Origin of the sequence: Streptomyces sp. NPDC056486, assembly GCF_042795295.1 — a bacterium.
GTDB lineage: Bacteria > Actinomycetota > Actinomycetes > Streptomycetales > Streptomycetaceae > Streptomyces.
Genome location: NZ_JBHTSF010000094.1, coordinates 16,017 through 36,042 on the forward strand (window position 1 = coordinate 16,017; position 20,026 = coordinate 36,042).

The window sequence follows — 20,026 nt, forward strand, 5'->3', positions numbered from 1 at the left end:
ACCTTACGGCGTGGGTGAAAGCACGCTGAGGCGGTCCCTGGTGGTCTTAGACGCTGAGATCGACGAGCGGGTTGCTCCTTGTGGGCACGGATGATCGCGACATCGCGCGTGAGTGATGATGGAGGGTACGGACAGCTGTCTGTCCGCGGAAATCGCTCTATGACAGCTGATGGTCTCGACCGATGGCTGTCGGCTCGGAAAGGCTCGACATGGCACCGCGCATCCTGCTGGCCCGGCACGGACAGACGGAGTGGTCCCTGTCCGGGAAGCACACCGGCAGGACGGACATCCCACTCCTCGAAGAGGGCCGCGAGGGCGCGAAGCTCCTGGGCGAGCGCCTGCACCACGCCCCCTTCGACGGCCTGCCGGACGTCGAGGTGCGCACAAGTCCCCTCTCGCGCGCGAGGGAGACCTGCGAGATCGCCGGCTTCGGGGACCGCGCCACGGTCTGGGACACGCTCATGGAGTGGGACTACGGCTCCTACGAGGGGATGACCCCGGACGAGATCCAGGACGTACGCCCCGGCTGGTTCATCTGGCGCGACGGTGTCCCCGGGGGCGAGACCCTTGAACAGATCACCGCACGCGCGGACGAGGTGGTGGACTGGGCGCGCGGCGCGGACCGCGACGTCCTGGTCTTCGCGCACGGGCACATCCTGCGGTCCATCGGCGCACGCTGGCTCGGCCTCGGCATCGACTTCGCCGCCCGCATCCGCCTCAACCCGACCTCGATCTCCACCCTCGGCTGGGCCTACGGCGAACCGGCCGTCGAGTCGTGGAACGACACGGGACACCTGGCGCAGTACTGACTGCTGTCCAGCTAGTGCTGTCAGTAGTACTGACTGCCGTTTGCACGACCCGCGCGTCTATACGACCCGCGGCAACGAAGCATGCCGCTCCAGGAAGCCGCACACCCCCGAAGCCCGCCGGTGCGGAAGCAGCACCCGGGCCGTCGTGGCGAGCATCGACTGGATGCGTGAGGACTGCACCTGATCAAGGAGCCCGAGCACCCGCAGACCCGCCGTCGCCGCCTCGTCCGGGCGGCCCGCGCGGGCCAGGTCGTCGGCGAGCTCGGCGGTGTAGAGGGCGATGTTCCGGGTGAACTGCGGGGTCTGCGCCGATGCCACGCTCACCGCGCGCCGTGCGTGCAGGGACGCCCGATCCCATTCGCCGAGCGCCGACCAGCACTGCGCCTCCAGGCCCTCCAGCTCGGCAGGGCCGTAGAAGCTCATCCACTCCGGGTCGGTGTCCGAAGGGCCGCGGTCGAAGAGGATGTGCGCGCGGGCCAGTGACTGCTCGCAGCCCGGCCGGTCGCCGAGCCCCGCCCAGCCCCCGGCCTCGCGCATCGCGAGGAGCGAGAGCAGCCGCGGCGACGCGAGGTGACGGGCGGCGCGCGCCGCGGCCTGGGACGCCCGCACCGCCTCGCGGGGCCGCCCGGCATCGCGCGCCAGGAAGGCCGTATTGCAGAAGGCGTGTGCTTCAAGGGCCGGATCGGCGGCCATCCGGGCCGTCGCGAGTGCCTCCGCGTAGTGCGAGCGCGCGTCGTCGAAGCGGCCCGAGTCGTGCGCAAGCCAGCCCACGGAGATGGCCAGTTCACCGGCGCTCGCGTGCAGCCGGTCCGCCGTCGACTGGCGGGTGGTGCCCGCGTCGAGCAGGGCGTACGCGGTCCGCAGCGGGGCGGAGGCGCGGCGGTAGAGGCCGTCGGCGCCGTGCCGGTCGTCGAGCAGCCGGATCTTTCGTACGGCGGCCTCGACCGCGCTCACCTCGGCCTCGCCCACCATGCCGCCGCGTTCCGCGGTGGCCTCGGCCGGACTCTGGGCGGCGAGCCCGAAGGGCCCCAAAGAGGCGGCGGCCACGGTGGCCGTGCCGCTCATGAATACGCGACGCCGCACGTCGCTCTCCTCGTGGCTCTGGATCTCGTACGGGTCGCACTCGTGCTTTTCGGGGCCGTAAGGCCCGGGCGGAGAAGACTCATACAGATGGATCGTGGTGTGTGACACGGGCGCTTCGGACTCGGCGCGCGCCCCCCGCCCGCGCACTGCCGAGCGGGGTGCGAACCCCAGATCCGTGAGCGTCCGGCCCGGGAACATGTGCAGAAAAACCCGCTCGTAGGCGTAGTTGGGGCAGCGGATCTCCCCTGCCTCGACGCGTCCGACATAGCGGGCGTCGCAGCTGACGCGCTCACCGATATCGCGAGCGGCCCTGCGGATCACGGCGGCGAACTCGCCCGGCGAGCGCTGTCCGCGCAGGTGCCGGAAGCGAACGTTCGGCCGTGGGGACGGAGTTGACGATGCCATCGGTGACGACGCCATGGCCTGACCCTCTCGTACGGATCGTGCCGGAGTGCGCCGAATCCTGCGGATTCGGCGATGCTTCCCCTGTTCCGGCGAAGCACGAACGTACCGGCTCTGATGGGGACGGCACGCGGAGTTTGGCTACAAACCGGATATCTCACCCATGATCTGCCATGAACTGCCATCCTTTGCAGCGGCATTACGCCGTAGCTATTGACGCCGTCCCGCGTTGAACCATGCGGAGAGGGAGCGACGCGGCTTCCGCCCTTGCGAGGAGGGGTCCCTTTGTTGGAGATCGGCGTGGAGAACGACGAATCGCGGGCATCGCTGACTACGGCACGGCACCTGCCGACCCAGGACCGCAGCGCACCACCACAGCAGGGCATCAGTCCCACCGAGCTCACCGAGCCCACCGACTTCTGCGATCTGGTCACCGTCCCGGCCCGCCAGGGCCTCGAAGCGGTCGACATCCTGCGCCGCGGTGCGGGCGACGCCGTCGGCCCCGTCCTGCACGACGGGGGGTGCGACACCCTCGGCTTCCTGGTGCCGCCCGGCACCGCCGACGCCTGGGACCTGCCGGGCAGCGCGTGTACGCAGACCTTCGGCCGCGGCACCCGCCTGCACACCGAGCCGGAGCCCGTACCCCCGCCGCCCCCGGTCGCAGGGACCGGCTGGCTGCTGCCCCCCGACGAGACCGACCCGGTCACCGACCCCGCCGTCCTGCGTGCGGCGCTCGGCATGGCGGCCCGCACCATCGAGGCCGCCGACAACTGCCGCTGAGCCCGCGTTGGGGCGGTCCTCCAAGGGCATCGGTCAAGGTCATCGGGCCGCCCCGTCCGCGTGCGCCGATAATGGTCCGATGGCAAGGAACAGGCGATCCCGCGAAGAGGCACAAGCCGTCGTCGAGAAGGTGGACGGCGGGCTCGCCGAGCTGATGCCCGACCGGGACAGGCCGCGCGCGTGGACACTGCTCGTGGACGGCGCCCCGCAGTCCCATGTCGACCTCGACGACCCGGCGTATCTCGACTTCGAGTACCAGCGCAGGCTCGGGCACGTCGCCGACCTGGTCGCGCCGCCCGGCAAGCCGATCCAGGCCCTGCACCTCGGCGGCGGCGCCTTCACCCTCGCCCGCTACGTGGCCGCGACGCGCCCCCGCTCCACCCAGCAGGTCATCGAGCGCGACACGGCGCTCATCCAACTCGTCCGCCGTGAGCTGCCGTTGGACCCGCAGGCGCGGGTGCGCGTACGCGGCTCCGATGCCCGCGAAGGACTGGCGAAGATCGCGGACGGCTGGGCTGACCTCGTCATCGCGGATGTCTTCAGCGGCGCCCGTACGCCCGCGCACCTCACCAGTGCCGAGTTCCTCGGTGACGTACGCAGGGTTCTGAAGCCCGGCGGGTACTACGCCGCGAATCTCGCCGACGGCCCGCCGCTCGCGCATCTGCGCGGCCAGCTCGCCACCGCCGCCACGCTCTTCCCGGAGCTCGCGCTGATCGCCGACCCGGCCGTCCTGCGCGGCAAGCGATTCGGCAACGCGGTGCTCGTCGGCTCCGACCGGCCGCTGCCGATCGCCGAGCTGACCCGGCGCAGTGCGGGGGACTCGCATCCGGCGCGGGTCGAGCACGGCCGGGCGCTCGCCGACTTCAGCGGGGGCGCGGCGGCGGTCACGGATGCCAGCGCGGTGGCTTCGCCGGCGCCGCCGCCCTCGGTGTTCCGCTGAGGATGTCGCCCCGCTGAGGACGTTTCGCCGGAGTCGGCAGCCGAGTTTTTTCAACTCTGGGCCTTCTGCTGAACCAACCGGTCAGTACTCGTTGATTTCTACCGCCGGGGCATGGTCGTGCCACGTACAGAACACCGAGACCTTCTCGGCGCCCGACGTGAACTCCACCCGGATCCAGGTGTCCTGCTTCCACACCTGCACCGACCAGCCCGCCGCCGGGGTCGCCGAGACCAGCGTCGCGGAGTCCTTGCCGAGGTCGAAGACGACCCGGCCGCCGTCGGAGGAGTAGCTCTTCACGTTGCCGGGCGTGGAGGCCGGTGGGGAAGGCGTGCTCGGCTTGCTCGTCCTCGGCTTCGACGGCTTGCTCTCGGGGGACTTCGCCGGTTCCGATGGCTTCTTCGACTTCGAGGGTGAGGGGGTCGGCGTCGGATCCGGGCGGTGCGTGGAGGAGGAGAGCGGCTCGGCCCGGTCGCCGTCGGCGGTCAGCGGGACGGCGCGCGGCGGGTCGTAGGCGGTGCCCGCCATGACCGTATGGACACCCCACCAGGAGAGCGTGACCGCCGCGCCCGTGGCCAGCGACCAAGCTATTGCGTGTATGAGTCCTCTGCGCATCGCGAGCCATACTGCACCACAGGACCCTCCAGTGTCCCAGGAGACCGCGCTCACTCATATGGCGTACGGTGCCGCCCATGGCAAGTGTGCTCGTCGTCGAGGATGACCAGTTCGTACGCTCCGCTCTCATCCGGCATCTGACCGAGGCATCGCACACCGTGCGCAGCGTCGGCACGGCCCTTGAAGCGCTGCGCGAAGTGGCCCATTTCCGGTTCGACGTGGTGATCCTTGACCTCGGTCTGCCCGATCTGGACGGTTCCGAGGCGTTGAAGATGCTGCGCGGGATCACCGACGTCCCCGTCATCATCGCCACCGCGCGTGACGACGAGACCGAGATCGTCAGGCTCCTGAACGACGGTGCCGACGACTACCTGACCAAGCCGTTCTCCGTCGAGCACCTGTCGGCCCGGATGGCGGCCGTCCTGCGCCGCTCGCGCGCCACGGCGGACGAGGCCCCGCCGAGCCGGGAGATACGGGTCGGCGGCCTCGCGATAGACCCCCTGCGCCGCCAGGCGGAGCTGGACGGGGCGCGGCTCGATCTGACGAGGCGCGAGTTCGACCTGCTCGCCTTCCTCGCCGGGCGTCCCGGTGTCGTCGTACCCCGCAAGGAGCTGCTCGCCGAGGTGTGGCAGCAGAGCTACGGGGACGACCAGACCATCGACGTCCATCTGTCGTGGCTGCGCAGGAAGTTGGGCGAAACGGCCGCACGGCCGCGCTATCTGCACACGCTGCGGGGTGTCGGCGTCAAGCTGGAGCCACCGCTGTGAGGTGGGCACTCGTCAAGGTGTGCCTGGCTGTCACGACGATGGTCGTGGTGGCCTTCGCGGTACCGCTCGGCCTGGTCATCCAGGAGATGGCACGGGACCGGGCCTTCTCGAACGCCGAGCGGCACGCGGCCGGCATGGGCCCCACGCTCTCCATCACCACCGACCGCGATCAGCTGACACGGGCCGTCGCCACGTCCGAGGCGGGCGGCGAGGGGCGGATGGCGGTGTACGTGCCCGCCATCGACAAGGCACCCGCCCTGGAGATCGGCGACCGGCGTGCGGACGCACACGCGCTGGAGACCACGCGCAAGGAAGGCCGGGCGCGGACGGCGACGGTCGACGGCGGCTTCGCCCTGCTCCAGCCGACGGCGCTGAGCTCCGGCCAGATCGCCGTCGTCGAGATCTTCGTGCCCGAGGGCGCGGTCAGCAACGGCGTGACCACGGCGTGGCTGGTACTCGCGGGCGTCGGCATCGCGCTGATCATCGGTTCCGTGGCGGTGGCGGACCGGCTCGGGGTACGCATGGTGCAGCCCGCCAAGCGGCTCGTGGGCGCGGCGCAGTCCCTGGGGGAGGGGAAGCTGGGTTCGCGGGTCGCGGAGGAAGGCCCGACGGAACTGCGCCTGGCCGCGGTGGCGTTCAATTCGATGGCGGACCAGGTGGTTCAACTCCTGGCCAATGAGCGGGAATTGGCGGCAGACCTGTCCCACCGCCTGCGCACCCCGCTGACGGTGCTACGGCTGAACGCGGCATCCCTCGGGGACGGTCCCGCGGCCGAGCAGACCCGTATCGCGGTGGAGAAGCTGGAACGCGAGGTCGACACGATCATCCGCACCGCCCGCGACGCCAAGCCGCAGACCATCGCGGTCGGCCCCGGCGCCGGCTGCGACGCCTCCGAGGTGATCCAGGAGCGCATGGCCTTCTGGTCGGCGCTCGCCGAGGACGAGGGGCGTGAGGTGCGGGTCGCGGGGGTGGAGCGCCCCGTGTGGATACCGGTGGCACGCCCCGAACTCGTCGCCTCCCTCGACGCGTTGCTGGGCAACGTCTTCCGGCACACGCGGGAGGGGTCGGCGTTCGCCGTGGACGTGCACAGTGGGGAGGACGCGGTGATCGTCCTCGTCTCGGACGCGGGGGCGGGGATCGCCGATCCCGAGGCGGCGTTGGCGCGGGGCGCGGGGTCGGGGGCCGACGGCTCGACGGGGCTCGGCCTGGACATCGTGCGGCAGCTTGCGGAGTCCTGTGGCGGGGACGTCCGCATCGGGCGGTCCGTGCTCGGCGGCACGGAGGTCCGCATCTGGATTCAGCTGGACGGGCGTCGGCCTGTGGCCGGGGGGCGGGGGCACGGGGGTTCTGTACGTCGCCGAAAGCGTGCCCCTAGCGTGCGGTAGCCCTTTGAACCGTGGCTAATGCAACCCGAGGTCGGGCTGCTCCCTGAACCACGCCGTTCTTAGCGCGCCCCGGGCTTCGGCTAGACCCTGAACCGCCGCTTCGCGGCGGATGTCTCCCACCCACCCGCCCGTTCACCCCGCGTTGGACTGCGCACCGAGCGCGGGGGCCCTGACTCGGGGTGCCGGGCGGGTGGGAGGGATAAGTCCCGCGCGGAGCGCGGGTAGTCACTGGCCGGCCCGCACCCGGAAGTTCCACTGCGGGGTGCCGGGTGGGTGGGAGAGCCGTCCGCTCGGGAGTTCGTCTCGGGGTGCCGGGTGGGTGGGTGGGGGAGATCCGCGCGGAGCGCGGGAGAGGTGGCCGCGGACCGCACCCGGGAGCCAACCCGGGGCAACCATTAACCGCCCCCGATCGCTCCCTTAAGCGCACCCTAAGATCCAGTGCAGAGCCCCAATTGCCCACAATGTCCCGCCCCAGCGGGGCTAACGTGCTCACGCATCCCCACCCCCCGCACAGCTAAGGCAGGCACGCGATGAGCAGCACGCATCGGCGCACGGTGAGCACCAGGTCCAAGGTCATAGGCGGGCTCGCAGCCGCCGCCCTCGTCGGCGGCGGAGTCTTCGCCTTCACCGGCACGGCGCTCGCCAGCAAGGCCCCCGCCGAGCCCACCGCGAAGGCCGGGAGCAACGCCAAGTTCGCCCCGTTCGTGGACACTTCACTCGCCCCCGCGTACGACCTCGTCGACACCGCGACCAAGACCGGCGTCAAGGAGTTCAACCTCGCCTTCATCACCTCCGGTGGCGGCTGCGAGCCCCTGTGGGGCGGTGTCACCGGGCTCGACGACGACAAGGTCGCCTCGCAGATCGGTGACCTGCGGGCCAAGGGCGGTGACGTCCGCGTGTCCTTCGGCGGCGCCGCGGGCTCCGAGCTCGGTCTCAAGTGCGACAGCGCCGACTCGCTGGCCAAGGCGTACGGCAAGGTCATCGACAAGTACAAGCTGACGAAGGTCGACTTCGACATCGAGGGCGGCGCCCTCCCCGACACCGCGGCCAACACCCGCCGCGCGCAGGCCATCGCGCAGCTGCAGAAGGACCACGAGGGCCTGGACGTCTCGTTCACGCTGCCCGTCATGCCCGAGGGGCTGACCCAGCCGGGCGTCGACCTCGTCGCCGACGCGAAGAAGAACGGCGTGAAGGTCTCCGCCGTCAACATCATGGCGATGGACTACGGGCCCTCCTACAGCGATGACATGGGCCAGTACGCCATCGACGCCGCGACCGCCACGCAGAAGCAGATCAAGGGTGCCCTCGATCTGTCCGACGAGGCCGCCTGGGAGGCAGTCGCCGTCACTCCGATGATCGGCGTGAACGACGTCGCCACCGAGATCTTCAAGGTCGACGACGCCACGCAGCTGGTGAAGTTCGCCGAGGAGAAGGGCATCGGCTGGCTGGCGATGTGGTCGTCGACCCGCGACAAGGCCTGTGAGGGCGGCGCAGGCAACAGCGCGCAGCCGACCTGTTCGTCGATCGAACAGGAGCCGCTCGCCTTCACGAAGGCCTTCGGCGCCTACAAGTAGCCCCCGCCCCTCACCGAACCGCCCGACCCCTCCGAACCCCCTGAACCACCGCCCCCCACGGCGCCTCGACCGGCCCCCCACATCCCCCCACCCGGTCGGGGCGCCCACCTCTCTCCCGTACTACTCCGCACTAGGCCTTGCTCGCCTTCCACTCCGACGCGTAGTCGTTGAAGATCGCCCGCAGGTGGTGCCCGATCTTGAGGTAGTCGAGGTCGTCCAGGTTGGCGAGCGACACCCGCACCGACCACTCGGGGCCCTCGAACCCGCCGCCGTTCAGAAGCACCACATGGGTCTGCTCGGCGAGGCGGAACAGCGCGTCGACCGGCTCGTAGTTCTTCACCAGGAAGTCCGCGAAGTCCTTGCCGTGGACGCGTTCCGCCTCCGCGAGCAGATCCAGTTCGATGTAGTAACCGGCCCGCTTGGGGTCGTCCGAGATCTTCATCTCGGCGCCCTCCAGAAGCAGTTCGAGCCGCTGCCGCACGATCGCGCGGATGCGCAGCTTGTACGCCTGCCCCTCCTCCAGCATGTCGAAGAGGGAGAAGAGGGCCATCATCATCTGCTGGGGGAGCGAGAGGCCCGAGGTGTGGTTCAGGGCCACCTGGCGGGAGTCCGCGACCAGGCGGTCGATGAATCTGATCTTCTCCGGTTCGAGGGTCAGCGTCCCGTACCGCTTGGCGAGCCGGGCCTTCTCCGTCTGTGGAAGCGCCGCGATCAGCTCGTCGATGACGTTGTCGTCGTTCAGACCGATGACGCCGAGCCGCCAGCCGGTGCAGCCGTAGTGCTTGGAGTACGAGTAGACGAGCAGCGTGTTGCGCGGCAGGTCGGCGGCGATGGACCGGAAGCCGTCGACGAACGTGCCGTACACGTCGTCCGTCACGATCAGCAGGTTCGGGTTCGACGTGGCGACGATCTGCTTGATCTGGTCCGCGACCCGCTGACTCAGCGCGAGCGAGGGCGGGTTGGAGGGGTTGACCAGGCAGACCATCTTGATGGCGGGGTCCGCGAGCTTGGCCACCTCCTCCTCCGGATAGCGCCACTCCCGTACGCCCGCCTCGGCGAACATGCTGGCCTGGACGTACGTCACGTCGAACTCGTACGTGTCGAGCTCGGGAATCTCGACGTACGGCGTGAACACCGGGACCATCAGGGCGATCTTGTCGCCCTTGCGCAGGATGCCGTTCTTCATGAGCGAGTCGAAGATGTAGCACATCGCGGCCGTTCCGCCCTCGGTGGCGAACAGGCTCAGATTGCCCGCCGGGGGCTTGTGGTCGAACATCTCGTCGGCGACGTAGCCGCGCACGATCTGCTCGGCGTGCTTCATCATCCGGTCGGGGACCGGGTAGTTGTCGCCGACCGAGCAGTCCGTGAGCTCATGGATGAAGTCGTCCCTGTCGAAGCCGAAGCGCTCGACGGCGTACTCGACGCACTTCTGCAGCAGCTCGACGCCGGGCAGGTCCGGGTGCTGGCGTACGAAGGTGTCGAAGCGCTCGCCCGAACCCGTCTTCTCCGGCATGCCGCCGAGGTTGTCGGCGGTCCAGACGCGGCGGGACTCGGAGAGGGCGAAGTAGCCGAGCGCGTAGAACGCCTCGCGAGGTCCTGTGGCGACCCAGTTGGGGTTGCCGCGGCCCGCGTTGAGCATCTGCGGGATGGACTTCTCCTTCTGGCCCGGCTTGTCGGCCTGCACCGCCTGGGCGATCTGGATGAACTTGTCCTTCAGCTCGAAGGGGCTGAGCTGGGCGAACGACTGGATTTCCTCGCGGGTGAAGGTGGTCTTGGGCACGGCTCATTCCTCACATGCGTACGGGAACAGGGGGGGCGGGGGCTTGGTGGCATCAGTGGTGGAGCAGGACGATGACCGCGCCCCAGATGGTCAGGAGCACGTTGCCGACGGCGTACGGAATCGTGTAGCCGAGCGTCGGGATCTGGGACCTGGACGTTTCGTTGATCGCGCCGATCGCCGCGGTGGTCGTCTGGCCGCCCGCGAGGACTCCCATCAGGATCGGGAAGCGGATCTTCTGTACGTGGTGACCGAAGAGGAAGCCGACGATCAGCGGGATCACCGTGGCGATCGCACCGAACAGGAGCAGACCCCAACCCGCCGTCGACAGACCGGAGGTGAAGCTCGGACCCGCGTTGATGCCGACTACCGCGACGAAGAGGCAGAGCCCGAGGGTGTCCATGAACCACTGGGCGCCGGGCGGGACGTTCCCGTATGTGGGGTACTTGCCGCGGATCCAGCCGAAGACCAGACCCATGATCAGCGCGCCCCCGGACGTGGAGAGCGAGATCGGCACACCGCCCGCCGTCAGCGCGGGGATGCCGATGCAGCCGCCGAGGAAGATGCCGAGGCCCACCCAGATCATGTCGGTGGCGAACGACGTCGGCACGGGCTTGCCGAGCTCCTTGCCCGCCGGGTCCACCAGGCGTTTGGGTCCGGTGAGGATCAGGGTGTCGCCGCGTTCCAGCTTCGTGGTCAGGCGGTAGGGGAACTCGGCGCCGGAGCGGTACAGCTTGTCGATGTAGACGCCGATCATGAACGGCTCGCGGCGCAAGTCCCCGATGGTGCGGCCGAGTTGGGCCTTTTCGGAGGCGACGACGTGCAGGGACTCGGTCTGGTAGCCGAGGAGTTCGACGTCGTCGGCCTCGGAGCCGATGTGCGTACGCGGGTCGAACTCGACGAGCGAGCCGCGCAGCGCGCTCAGCGCGACGACATCGCCCTCCCGCAGGGCGGTCCGCTGGTCGTGGTCGAGGATGTTCCCCTCTCTGCGTACGCGGGTGATGTAGACCCGGCGGCCCAGCTCGCGCTGCTGGTTCTCGAAGTCCTCGACGGTGCGTCCCGCGAGATCGGGGCGCTGGATGGTGTAGGCGCGCAGGACGACCTCGTAGTAGCCCTCGGCCAGGTCGGGGTTGTCGCCGGGTGTGTCCAACTCCTTTGCCAGGGCCGCTGATTCGGCGGCCAGGTCGCGGCGGTAGAGCCGGGGCAGGACATTGGCGAGCAGCATCGCGCAGAGGATCGTGCCGAGGGGGTACGTCACCGCGTAGCCGATGGCGACCAGGTTCGACTCGCTCTTGACCTGCGCGGAGCTGAGTCCCGGCAGATTGGAGATCGCGTCGCCCGCGACACCGATGACGGCGGACTGGGTGAGCGCGCCGCCGAGCAGACCGGCCGAGAGTCCGGGACCGTAGCCGAGCATCGCGGCGAAGCCCCAGCAGACGAGCAGGCCTGTCACACAGACCACGACCGCGTTGAGCACCTGCGGAAGGCCGTCCTTCTTCAGGCCGCGGAAGAACTGCGGGCCGACCTTGTAGCCGAGGGCGAAGAGGAACATCGTGAAGAAGAGGTTCTTCACCGTCCCGTCGATCTCGACCTTGAACTGCGCCCCGAGCAGCAGCCCCGCGATGAGACACCCGGTGACCGCACCGAGTCCGATCGCCCTGTAACGCAGCTTCCCGAAGAGGAAACCGATCGCCACGGTGATGAAGACGAGCAGCTCGGGGTGGGGCTGGAAGATGTTCCGGTTGAGGAAGTCGATCATTTTCTACGCTCCGGGTGCGCCGGGTGGGCCGCTTCAGATGCCGAGGACGCCACTTCAGGTGCCGAGTACGCCGACGAGGATCGGTCCGGTCAGGGGGAGCAGGAAGTTCGAGAGGGCGTAAGTGATCGTGTAGCCGAGCAGCGGGACCGAGCTCTGGGCCACCTGGGTGACGGAGGTGATCGCCGGGGTCGAACACTGCTGGCCCGCGATGGCGCCGATGAGCAGCGGTTTCTCGATCTTCAGGAGTTTGCGCCCGACGAACAGCGAGATCGTCGCGGGTACGAGGACCATCGCGATCCCGGCGAACGGAAGGAGCGCCCCGTACTGCTTGAGGAGCGGCCAGGCCTGCGGACCCGAGACGAGCCCCGTACAGGCGATGAAGATCGCCAGGCCCATGTCCTTGAGGGTGTTGGCGGCCTGTGGCGGGAACGCCCCGAAGGTCTGCCTGCGCGAGCGGAACCAGCCGAAGAGCAGCCCGGAGACCAGACAGCCGCCGCCCGTGCCGAGCGACATGGGCACGTCGCCGAAGTGCACGACGACCTGCCCGAGCAGGGAACCGGCCGCGATGCCGAGCCCCAGGTAGATGAAGTCGGTGGCGTCGTTCTTGACGACCGCGCCGATCCGCGCGACCAGCTTGTTCAGGCCGGAACGCGCGCCCACCAGGGTGAGCACGTCACCGCGGCGCACGGTGGTGCCTCCGTCGGCGGGCAGATGCTGATCACCGCGCAGTACGTCGGTGACGTACACGCCGTCCTTGATGAACTCGGGATGCGCGCGCTGCATGGCGTCCACGCTCAGGCCGTCCATCGACTTCTCGGTGACGGCGACCTGGGCGGTGGCGAGCGGGGTGTCGACGCCGGGGATGCCGGGGGTCTCGGTGCCGATGAGCCGTCCCGCCTCGATGGTGTTGGCGCGGCGGCCGACGACGAGGACCAGGTCGGAGAGGGTCAGGGCGAGATCGGGGCGGGGAGTGAGGGCCTTGCTGCCGCGCTTGACCGCCTCGACGGTGATCCGCCCGTCGAGCTCGGACTCCAGGTCGCCCACGGTCCTGCCGTCGGCCGTCGTCACCAGATAGGTGCGGCCGACCATGCCCGGCAAGGACTCTCGCTCGTCGGACTCCAGACCCTCGCCCGAGCCGCGCATCTTCTCCCACAGCTCGCGCGAGGCGTCCCGCAGGTTGATGCGCAGCATCATCGGCATGATCTGGCTGGTGTAGAGCACGATGGTGATCAGGCCGAAGAGGTAGCAGACCGTGTACGCGGTGGCGACGTGCCCCTGGTACTGGGTGATCTGGTCCGGGGTGAGGCCGTCGAGCTTGCCGATGGCCTCGGTCGCCGTACCGACGACGGCCGACTCGGTGGCCGCGCCCGCCAGGATGCCCGCGGCGGTGCCGACGTCCAGGTCGAAGGCCTTGGCGAGGCCGAGCGCGATGCCCAGGACACAGACGAGCTCGATCGCGCAGAGCACGAAGAAGCGCAGGCTCTCGCGGTTGAGGTTGGAGAAGAACTGGGGGCCCGCGAGATAGCCGAGGGCGAAGATGAAGAGTGCGAAAAAGATCGTCTTGACGTCGTCGGAGACGACGACCTTGGCCCACGCGCCGAGCAGCAGCGAGACGATCAGGGTGCCGCAGATGCCGCCCAGGGTGATGGGGCCGACGCGCACCTTGCCGACCAGATAACCGAGGGCGAGGCAGATGAACAGCGCGAACTCGGGGTGATCACGGAGTACGCCCACCGGCGCTCACCGTGCCTGATCAGTTGCGTTATGTGGCATATGGGAAATCTAAGGAGCCGAGTGGCGCGCTGCCACTCGGCTCCTCAGGGCGTGCTGTCGATGACTGGTTGGCCCGGTCAGCCCGCGGCGCCCTCCCGCGGCAGCTCACCGGCGGCCGCCACCGCCGCGTACCAGTGGGCGCTGGACTTCGGGACGCGGGCCTGCGTCTCGTAGTCCACGTACACCGCGCCGAAGCGCTTGCTGTAGCCGTACGACCATTCGAAGTTGTCCATGAGGGACCAGAGGTAGTAGCCGCGGACGTCGGCGCCGTCCGTGATGGCGCGGCGGACGGCGGCCAGGTGGCCGTGGAGGTAGGCGATGCGCTCCGGGTCGTGGACGCGGCCCTCCGCGTCGGGCTTGTCGTCGTAGGCCGCGCCGTTCTCGGTGACGTACAGCGGAAGGCCCGGCGCCTCCCGGGTGTAGCGCATGATCAGGTCGTGCAGCCCCGTCGGGTCGATGGTCCAGCCCATCTCGGTGCGGTCGCCCGGCGTCTGGTGGAAGGCCACGTCGTCGGAGCCGGGCCACGGGGAGTGCTCGCTGGCGCCGTGTCCGTCGTTGCGCGCGTTCGCGGGGTCGTTCTGGGCGGCCGAGACGAGCGCGGGCGTGTAGTAGTTGAGACCGAGCGCGTCGAGGGGCTGGTGGGCGGTGGCCAGGTCGCCGTCCTGCACGAAGGACCAGTCGGTGATGCGGGCCGTGTCGGTGAGCAGGTCCGCCGGGTAGGCGCCGTGCAGCATCGGGCCGTGGAAGACGCCGTTGGCGAGGTTGTCGATGCGGCGGCGGGCGTCCAGATCCTCCGGGCTTTCCGAAACGGCCCTGACCACCGAGGAGTTGAGGCTCACGGCGACCCGGGCGCGGGTCGGAAGGGCGGCACGCAGCGCCTGCGTACCCAGGCCGTGTGCGAGGTTGAGGTGGTGCGCGGCCTGCAGTGCGTGCGCCGGGTCGGTGCGGCCGGGGGCGTGCACACCGGAGCCGTAGCCCAGGAAGGCGCTGCACCACGGCTCGTTGAGGGTGATCCACGACTCGACGCGGTCGCCGAGCGCCTCACCGACGAAGCCCGCGTACTCGGCGAACCGGTACGCGGTCTCCCGTGCGGGCCAGCCGCCCGCGTCCTCCAACTCCTGCGGCAGGTCCCAGTGGTAGAGGGTCAGGGCGGGCTTGATGCCCTTGGCGAGCAGCTCGTCCACGAGGCGCCGGTAGAAGTCGAGGCCGCGCTGGACGGCCGGGCCGCGCCCGGTGGGCTGCACCCGCGACCAGGAGACGGAGAATCGGTAGGCGTCCAGACCGAGGTCGGCCATGAGCGCCACGTCGTCGCGGTAGCGGTGGTAGTGCTCGACGGCGACGTCACCGGTGTCGCCGTCGTGCGTCCTGCCGGGCGTGTGGCTGAAGGTGTCCCAGATGGAGGGGGTGCGGCCGTCCTCGCGTACGGCGCCCTCGATCTGGTACGCGGACGTGGCGGCTCCCCAGAGGAAGTCGGCCGGAAAGGTGAGGGATTCGGGCATGGAAGCGCTCCCATGGGAAGGGGGGAAGAGGACAGGTCAAGGAAGAGAGGGCGGGCGGCCAGGGTCGAGGTGGCGGCGGCTCGACCCTGGCGGGAGAGGGAACCCCGGCGGGAGAGGGATACGGCAGGCGGAGAGGGCCTCAGCCTGTGACGGCTAGCCCTTGACCGCGCCCTGCATGATGCCGCTCACGATCTGCTTTCCGAAGAGGACGAACGCCAGGAGCAGCGGCAGTGTGCCGAGCAGGGCGCCCGCCATGATCACCGCCCGGTCCGGGATGTAGCCCGTGCCGAGCGAGTTGAGCGCCACCTGCACGGTGGGGTTCGACTGGTTGAGCGCGATGATCGGCCAGAGGAAGTCGTTCCAGGCCATGACGAACGTCAGGAGGCCGAGGACCGCCATCGCGGGCCGCGCCGCCGGGAACACCACGTGCCAGATGATGCGCAGGCTGCTCGCACCGTCCATCCGGGCCGCCTCGATGAGCTCGCTCGGCAGCGCCTGGATCAGGAACTGCCGCATGAAGAACACGCCGAAGGCGCTCACGAACGTCGGCAGGATCACCGCCTGGAGCTGATTGGTCCACTGCAGGTCGGCGACCCACAGATAGAGCGGTACGACACTCAGCTGCGGCGGCACCATCATCGTGCCGATCGTCAGGAGGAGCAGCAGACCGCTGAACTTGAACTTCAGCTTGGCGAAGGCGAATCCGGCGATCGTGGAGAACAGGACGGTGCCGATGGTGATGCTGCCCGCCACGATCGTGGTGTTGAGCATCGCGTCGCCCAGGCTCGCCTCCGTCCAGGCCCGCTCCAGGTTCTTGAAGAGGTTGCCGCCGAACCACAGGGGCGGCGGTGTCTGGGCGAGCCTGCCGCTGGTCCGCGACGCCGCGATCGCCGTCCAGATCAGCGGCGCGAGCGAGACGGCCGTGAACAGCGCCAGAACGACGTAGGTCACCGGCCCCGCGTGCATCGTGCGACCGGCCTTGAGCCCCAGGGGGCGCCCCGACTTCGGGCCCTTGGCGATGACGGTCTTCGGGCTCGCGACCAGGTCGGTCTCCGGGTCCGCGGCGACGTCGGTCGTCGGGCCCGTGGTGCGGGACTTCATTGGGCCTTCCTCAGACGTCGGGCGATCAGCAGATTGACCGCGGCGATGAGCAGCAGGATCACGAGCATCAGCCAGGCGACGGCTGAGGCCCGGCCCAGATGGCCGTTGATCCAGCCCTGGTCGTACAGATAGAGGCCAAGGGTCTGGAACTGGTGGTCGGCGCCGCCCTTGGACCCGGCCGTGCCACCGAACAGGAGTGGCTCGCCGAAGAGCTGGGTCGCCCCGATGGTGGAGACGACGACCGTGAACAGGATCGTCGGCCGCAGCATCGGGATGGTCACGTGCCGGAACTGCTGCCAGCGCGATGCGCCGTCGAGCGAGGCCGACTCGTACAGATCGTGCGGCACGGCCTGCATCGCGGCCAGGTAGATCAGCGCGTTGTAGCCGGTCCACCGCCAGATGACGATCGAGGACACCGCGAACTGCGAACCCCACGACGATTCACGCCAGTTGATCGGGTCGATGCCGATGGACCCGGCCAGCCAGTTGACCATGCCGCCGTCCCACGCGAAGAGCAGCGTGAAGACCAGCGAGGCACTCGCCACCGACGTGGCGTACGGAGCGAGCATCGCCACGCGCCACAGGGTGGAGCCGCGCAGCTTGTAGTTGAGCAGATGCGCGATACCGAGCGCGATGGCCAGCTGCGGGACGGTGGAGATGATGCCGATGGTGAAGGTGTTGCCGAGCGCGTTCCAGAAGTAGTCGCTCTGCAGCAGGTTGGTGTAGTTCTCCAGGCCCAGCCAGGTGCTGTCGTCGAGGTTGGTCAGCTCCAGGCGGTGCAGCGATGCCCAGCCGGTGTAGAGCAGCGGGAACAGGCCGAAGGCGCCGAAGAAGAGGAAGAAGGGGGCGACGAAGACGTACGGCGACGCCTTTATGTCCCAGCGGTACAGGCGACTGCGCCACGAGGACGTGGGGGAGCCCTTGCGGGTCCCGGACGCGGCCGGGGCCGCGTCCCCCTCACCGGGGGACGCGGTCTCGGCGTACTCAGTGGTCTCGGACATGCGCGTCACTGTCCCAGAACATCCTTGATCTCCTTCTGCGCGGCCTCCCAGCCCTCAGCCGGAGACTTGCCCTGCTGCTCCACCTGGAGCACACCGATGTCCGTGATGGACTGGCCGATCTGGGCGTCCTTGACGCCGTAGATGACCGAGGGGGTGTTCTTCGCGATGTCGGCGTAGATCTCCGTGATGGGCGCGTCGTTGAAGTACGCCTTGGTCGCCGGCGACGGCTTCAGCGAGTCGTACGCCGACGGGGTGGACGGGAAGCTCGCCTGCTTGGCGAAGACCTTCGCGAGCTGCTCGGGCTGGGTCAGCCAGACGGCGAGCTCGGTCGCCTCCTTCTTGTGCTTGCCCGCGCTCGGCACGCCGAGGAACGTTCCGCCCCAGTTGCCGTCCTCGGGCGCCTTGGCCATGTCCCACTGGCCCTTGCCCTCAGGGCCCGTCTTCTCCTGGATGTAGCCGGCCATCCACGCGGGGCAGGCGACGGTGGCGAACTTGGCGTTGGCGAAGCCCTGGTCCCACGTCGGGTCGAACTGCTTGAGCTTGGACGACATGTCGCCCTTCGCGACCTTCATCGCCGCGTTCCAGGCGTCCTTGCGGCCCTGGCTCTTCTCGTAGATCTCCTTGCCGCCCTTGTCGTAGTACCGCTCGGTGGCACCGGCGAACACGGCGTTGTAAACGCTGGAGGCGGAGTCGACGAACTTGGTGCCCTCGGGCGCCTTCTTCATGTACTTGTCGCCGAGCGCGACGTACTTGTCCCAGTCACCGGCCCACGCCTTGGCGAGCTCCTCGCGGTCGGTGGGAAGACCGGCCTTCTTGAAGAGGTCCTTGCGGTAGCACAGCGCCGTCGGGCCGATGTCGACGCCGAGGCCGACCGTCTTGCCGTCGTCGGTCGTGGCCTGCTTCCACTTCCAGTCGAGATACGTGGCCTTGTCCACGCCCTCGGCCTTGCTCAGGTCCTCGAATTTGGCGCCCTGGGTCTTCACGACCTCGGTGATGTTGCTGACCTCTATGGCCGCGACGTCGTTGACGCCCGCGCCCGACTGGAGCTGGGTCAGAAGCTTCGGGTAGTAGGCGTCGTTCCGCTCGATCACGTTCTCTTTGATCTTGATGTTCGGGTGCGACTTCTCGTACTCGTCGTAGAGACCTGCTTGCTTCAGGCCAAGGACACCGAACGTGCCCACGTTGAGCGTGACCTTGCCGTCGCCGCCCTCCGAGCCACTGTCGTCGTCACTGGAACAACCGGCCAGCAGGCTTGTGGCCAGCGCGGTCACGGTCGCGAAGGCCACCAGCCGACCGGGTCGGCGGGAACTCGTGCGCATTACGTCCTCCTGTTGCCTGACGTGCCGACCCCCCGGCCAACTGCACTTCTTGCCCCGTTGGTCTGACTCTGCGGCTCGGGTGGGGAACGTGCGGGATGTGTACGTGTCAGGTACTGTGGGAGCGCTCCCACAAGTGATGAGTTGAAGAGTCGTGGCTGGGGGCGGGGGTGTCAAGGGACCGGACATAGAGATATGTCTTCAGTTATCGGGCTGTTACTTGCGCTGCTGCTCGGGCTGTTGCGAGGGTGCCAGCGCGTTCGGCCCAGCCGCCCGGCGATGATCAGGCTGTTACATTCCTCTACATTCCTCGCCGGGGGAAGTGCGACGGGAGGCGGACAATGGCAGCTCACGGTGCGCGCAGCCGCAGTGGCGGGCGACCGACTCTGGAGGAGGTCGCCGCAAGGGCGGGAGTGGGCCGTGGGACGGTCTCCCGGGTGATCAACGGATCGCCGCGGGTGAGCGAGGCGACCCGGACGGCGGTCGAGGCGGCCGTCGCGGAGCTCGGTTACGTCCCGAACACGGCGGCACGCGCGCTTGCCGCCAACCGCACCGACGCCATCGCCCTGGTCGTGCCCGAGCCGGAGACCCGATTCTTCGCCGAGCCGTACTTCTCCGACGTCCTGCGCGGGGTCGGCGCCGAGCTCGGCGAGACGGAGATGCAGCTGCTCCTGATCTTCGCCGGGAACGACCGCAGGCGTCAGCGCCTGGCCCAGTACCTCGCGGCCCACCGTGTCGACGGCGTCCTCCTGGTCTCGGTCCACGCCGACGACCCGCTGCCCGATCTCCTGACCCAGCTGGAGATCCCCGCGGTGATCAGCGGCCGCCGCTCGGCCGACGAGGCGCTGCCCTCGGTCGACTCCGACAACTTCGCCGGGGCGCACTCGGCGGTGGAGCACCTCCTGGCGCGCGGACGCACGTGCATAGCCACCATCACGGGCCGCCTGGACGTCTACGGCGCCCAGCGCCGCCTCGACGGCTACCGCGCGGCCCTGACGGACGCGGGCCGCCCGGTGGACGAGCGCCTCATCGCCCCCGGCGACTTCACGGAGGAGGGCGGCCGCCGGGCGATGTCGGAGCTCCTTGAGGCCTGCCCCGAGGTGGACGCGGTCTTCGCGGGCTCCGACGTGATGGCCGCCGGCGCCCGTCAGGTGCTCCGCGAGGCCGGGCGCCGCATACCCGACGACGTGGCGCTCGTCGGCTTCGACGATTCGGCGATCGCCCGCCACATGGACCCGCCGCTGACGAGCGTGCGCCAGCCCATCGAGGAGATGGGCCGGGCGATGATCGATCTGCTGCTCGCCGAGATCGCGGACGACCGCCCCGCGTCCGCCCGGCGCCTTGAACACCGCCAACTGGTGCTTCCGACGGAACTGGTGGAGCGGGCGTCGTCCTGAACGGGCCGCCGACGCGGGAGGCATGCGAAAGGGCCCCGGTTCTTAAGAACC

Annotated in this window: 16 protein-coding genes; 7 read left to right on the plus strand and 9 right to left on the minus strand. The window is 69.3% G+C overall.

Annotated features, from left to right (window positions below; translation table 11 throughout):
* Positions 1-209: 209 nt before the first annotated feature.
* Positions 210-809 carry a histidine phosphatase family protein gene (locus ACFQ7F_RS30135; RefSeq protein WP_383276949.1) on the plus strand — a complete coding sequence of 200 codons (600 nt, stop codon included), beginning with the start codon at positions 210-212 and terminating at the stop codon, positions 807-809.
* A gap of 57 nt (positions 810-866) precedes the next feature.
* On the opposite strand, the gene ACFQ7F_RS30140 is transcribed toward ACFQ7F_RS30135, so the two are convergent.
* Entirely contained in the window at positions 867-2,312 is a 1,446-nt protein-coding gene (locus ACFQ7F_RS30140) for a tetratricopeptide repeat protein (protein WP_383276904.1), read from the minus strand.
* A gap of 267 nt (positions 2,313-2,579) precedes the next feature.
* Here ACFQ7F_RS30140 and ACFQ7F_RS30145 point away from each other — a divergent pair, with 267 nt between their 5' ends.
* Both ACFQ7F_RS30145 and ACFQ7F_RS30150 read left to right on the plus strand, forming a co-directional pair.
* A complete protein-coding gene (locus ACFQ7F_RS30145; protein WP_383276907.1) occupies positions 2,580-3,074 on the plus strand; it encodes a hypothetical protein in 495 nt (164 codons plus the stop codon).
* A 79-nt stretch (positions 3,075-3,153) separates the two neighbouring features.
* Entirely contained in the window at positions 3,154-4,014 is an 861-nt protein-coding gene (locus tag ACFQ7F_RS30150) for a spermidine synthase (RefSeq protein WP_383276910.1), read from the plus strand.
* 81 nt (positions 4,015-4,095) lie between these two features.
* Here the strand turns inward: ACFQ7F_RS30150 and ACFQ7F_RS30155 are convergent, their stop codons facing one another.
* The gene (locus ACFQ7F_RS30155; protein ID WP_383276913.1) at positions 4,096-4,626 is read right to left on the minus strand and encodes a hypothetical protein; all 531 of its coding nucleotides are present in this window, start codon (positions 4,624-4,626) and stop codon (positions 4,096-4,098) included.
* A 77-nt stretch (positions 4,627-4,703) separates the two neighbouring features.
* Here ACFQ7F_RS30155 and ACFQ7F_RS30160 point away from each other — a divergent pair, with 77 nt between their 5' ends.
* The 3 genes from ACFQ7F_RS30160 (at position 4,704) to ACFQ7F_RS30170 (ending at position 8,352) form a co-directional block, all read left to right on the plus strand.
* Positions 4,704-5,393, plus strand: a complete 690-nt coding sequence (locus ACFQ7F_RS30160) for a response regulator transcription factor (RefSeq protein WP_383276916.1) — start codon at positions 4,704-4,706, stop codon at positions 5,391-5,393.
* Positions 5,390-6,778 (plus strand): ATP-binding protein, encoded by a 1,389-nt coding sequence (locus tag ACFQ7F_RS30165; RefSeq protein WP_383276919.1) that lies wholly within the window; start codon positions 5,390-5,392, stop codon positions 6,776-6,778. Before ACFQ7F_RS30160 ends, ACFQ7F_RS30165 begins: the two co-directional genes overlap by 4 nt.
* A gap of 530 nt (positions 6,779-7,308) precedes the next feature.
* Positions 7,309-8,352, plus strand: coding sequence for a chitinase (locus tag ACFQ7F_RS30170; protein WP_383276922.1), 1,044 nt, complete (start codon positions 7,309-7,311; stop codon positions 8,350-8,352).
* A gap of 130 nt (positions 8,353-8,482) precedes the next feature.
* On the opposite strand, the gene ACFQ7F_RS30175 is transcribed toward ACFQ7F_RS30170, so the two are convergent.
* From ACFQ7F_RS30175 to ACFQ7F_RS30205, 7 genes are all read right to left on the minus strand, one after another.
* Positions 8,483-10,132, minus strand: a complete 1,650-nt coding sequence (locus ACFQ7F_RS30175; RefSeq protein WP_383276925.1) for a bifunctional aspartate transaminase/aspartate 4-decarboxylase — start codon at positions 10,130-10,132, stop codon at positions 8,483-8,485.
* A gap of 52 nt (positions 10,133-10,184) precedes the next feature.
* The gene (gene aspT / locus ACFQ7F_RS30180; RefSeq protein WP_383276928.1) at positions 10,185-11,888 is read right to left on the minus strand and encodes an aspartate-alanine antiporter; all 1,704 of its coding nucleotides are present in this window, start codon (positions 11,886-11,888) and stop codon (positions 10,185-10,187) included.
* Between the two features lie 54 nt (positions 11,889-11,942).
* Entirely contained in the window at positions 11,943-13,622 is a 1,680-nt protein-coding gene (gene aspT / locus ACFQ7F_RS30185; protein ID WP_383276931.1) for an aspartate-alanine antiporter, read from the minus strand.
* A gap of 116 nt (positions 13,623-13,738) precedes the next feature.
* Positions 13,739-15,160 (minus strand): GH1 family beta-glucosidase, encoded by a 1,422-nt coding sequence (locus ACFQ7F_RS30190; RefSeq protein ID WP_383276934.1) that lies wholly within the window; start codon positions 15,158-15,160, stop codon positions 13,739-13,741.
* A gap of 153 nt (positions 15,161-15,313) precedes the next feature.
* Positions 15,314-16,126 carry a carbohydrate ABC transporter permease gene (locus tag ACFQ7F_RS30195; RefSeq protein WP_383276952.1) on the minus strand — a complete coding sequence of 271 codons (813 nt, stop codon included), beginning with the start codon at positions 16,124-16,126 and terminating at the stop codon, positions 15,314-15,316.
* A gap of 131 nt (positions 16,127-16,257) precedes the next feature.
* The gene (locus ACFQ7F_RS30200) at positions 16,258-17,262 is read right to left on the minus strand and encodes a carbohydrate ABC transporter permease (RefSeq protein WP_383276937.1); all 1,005 of its coding nucleotides are present in this window, start codon (positions 17,260-17,262) and stop codon (positions 16,258-16,260) included.
* 5 nt (positions 17,263-17,267) lie between these two features.
* The gene (locus ACFQ7F_RS30205; RefSeq protein ID WP_383276940.1) at positions 17,268-18,581 is read right to left on the minus strand and encodes an ABC transporter substrate-binding protein; all 1,314 of its coding nucleotides are present in this window, start codon (positions 18,579-18,581) and stop codon (positions 17,268-17,270) included.
* Between the two features lie 338 nt (positions 18,582-18,919).
* Between ACFQ7F_RS30205 and ACFQ7F_RS30210 the strand changes: the two genes are divergently transcribed.
* On the plus strand, positions 18,920-19,975 hold the full coding sequence (locus ACFQ7F_RS30210) for a LacI family DNA-binding transcriptional regulator (RefSeq protein ID WP_383276943.1): 1,056 nt from the start codon (positions 18,920-18,922) through the stop codon (positions 19,973-19,975).
* Positions 19,976-20,026 lie beyond the last annotated feature (51 nt).

Bases quoted from the DNA above. Each gene is read 5' to 3' on its own strand.
- ACFQ7F_RS30205 (WP_383276940.1), bottom strand. From the start codon at position 18,581: ATGCGCACGAGTTCCCGCCGACCCGGTCGGCTGGTGGCCTTCGCGACC.
- ACFQ7F_RS30140 (WP_383276904.1), bottom strand. From the start codon at position 2,312: ATGGCGTCGTCACCGATGGCATCGTCAACTCCGTCCCCACGGCCGAAC.
- ACFQ7F_RS30135 (WP_383276949.1), top strand. From the start codon at position 210: ATGGCACCGCGCATCCTGCTGGCCCGGCACGGACAGACGGAGTGGTCC.
- ACFQ7F_RS30160 (WP_383276916.1), top strand. From the start codon at position 4,704: ATGGCAAGTGTGCTCGTCGTCGAGGATGACCAGTTCGTACGCTCCGCT.
- aspT (WP_383276928.1), bottom strand. From the start codon at position 11,888: ATGATCGACTTCCTCAACCGGAACATCTTCCAGCCCCACCCCGAGCTG.
- ACFQ7F_RS30155 (WP_383276913.1), bottom strand. From the start codon at position 4,626: ATGCGCAGAGGACTCATACACGCAATAGCTTGGTCGCTGGCCACGGGC.
- ACFQ7F_RS30210 (WP_383276943.1), top strand. From the start codon at position 18,920: ATGGCAGCTCACGGTGCGCGCAGCCGCAGTGGCGGGCGACCGACTCTG.
- ACFQ7F_RS30170 (WP_383276922.1), top strand. From the start codon at position 7,309: ATGAGCAGCACGCATCGGCGCACGGTGAGCACCAGGTCCAAGGTCATA.
- ACFQ7F_RS30190 (WP_383276934.1), bottom strand. From the start codon at position 15,160: ATGCCCGAATCCCTCACCTTTCCGGCCGACTTCCTCTGGGGAGCCGCC.
- ACFQ7F_RS30200 (WP_383276937.1), bottom strand. From the start codon at position 17,262: ATGTCCGAGACCACTGAGTACGCCGAGACCGCGTCCCCCGGTGAGGGG.
- ACFQ7F_RS30150 (WP_383276910.1), top strand. From the start codon at position 3,154: ATGGCAAGGAACAGGCGATCCCGCGAAGAGGCACAAGCCGTCGTCGAG.
- ACFQ7F_RS30195 (WP_383276952.1), bottom strand. From the start codon at position 16,126: ATGCACGCGGGGCCGGTGACCTACGTCGTTCTGGCGCTGTTCACGGCC.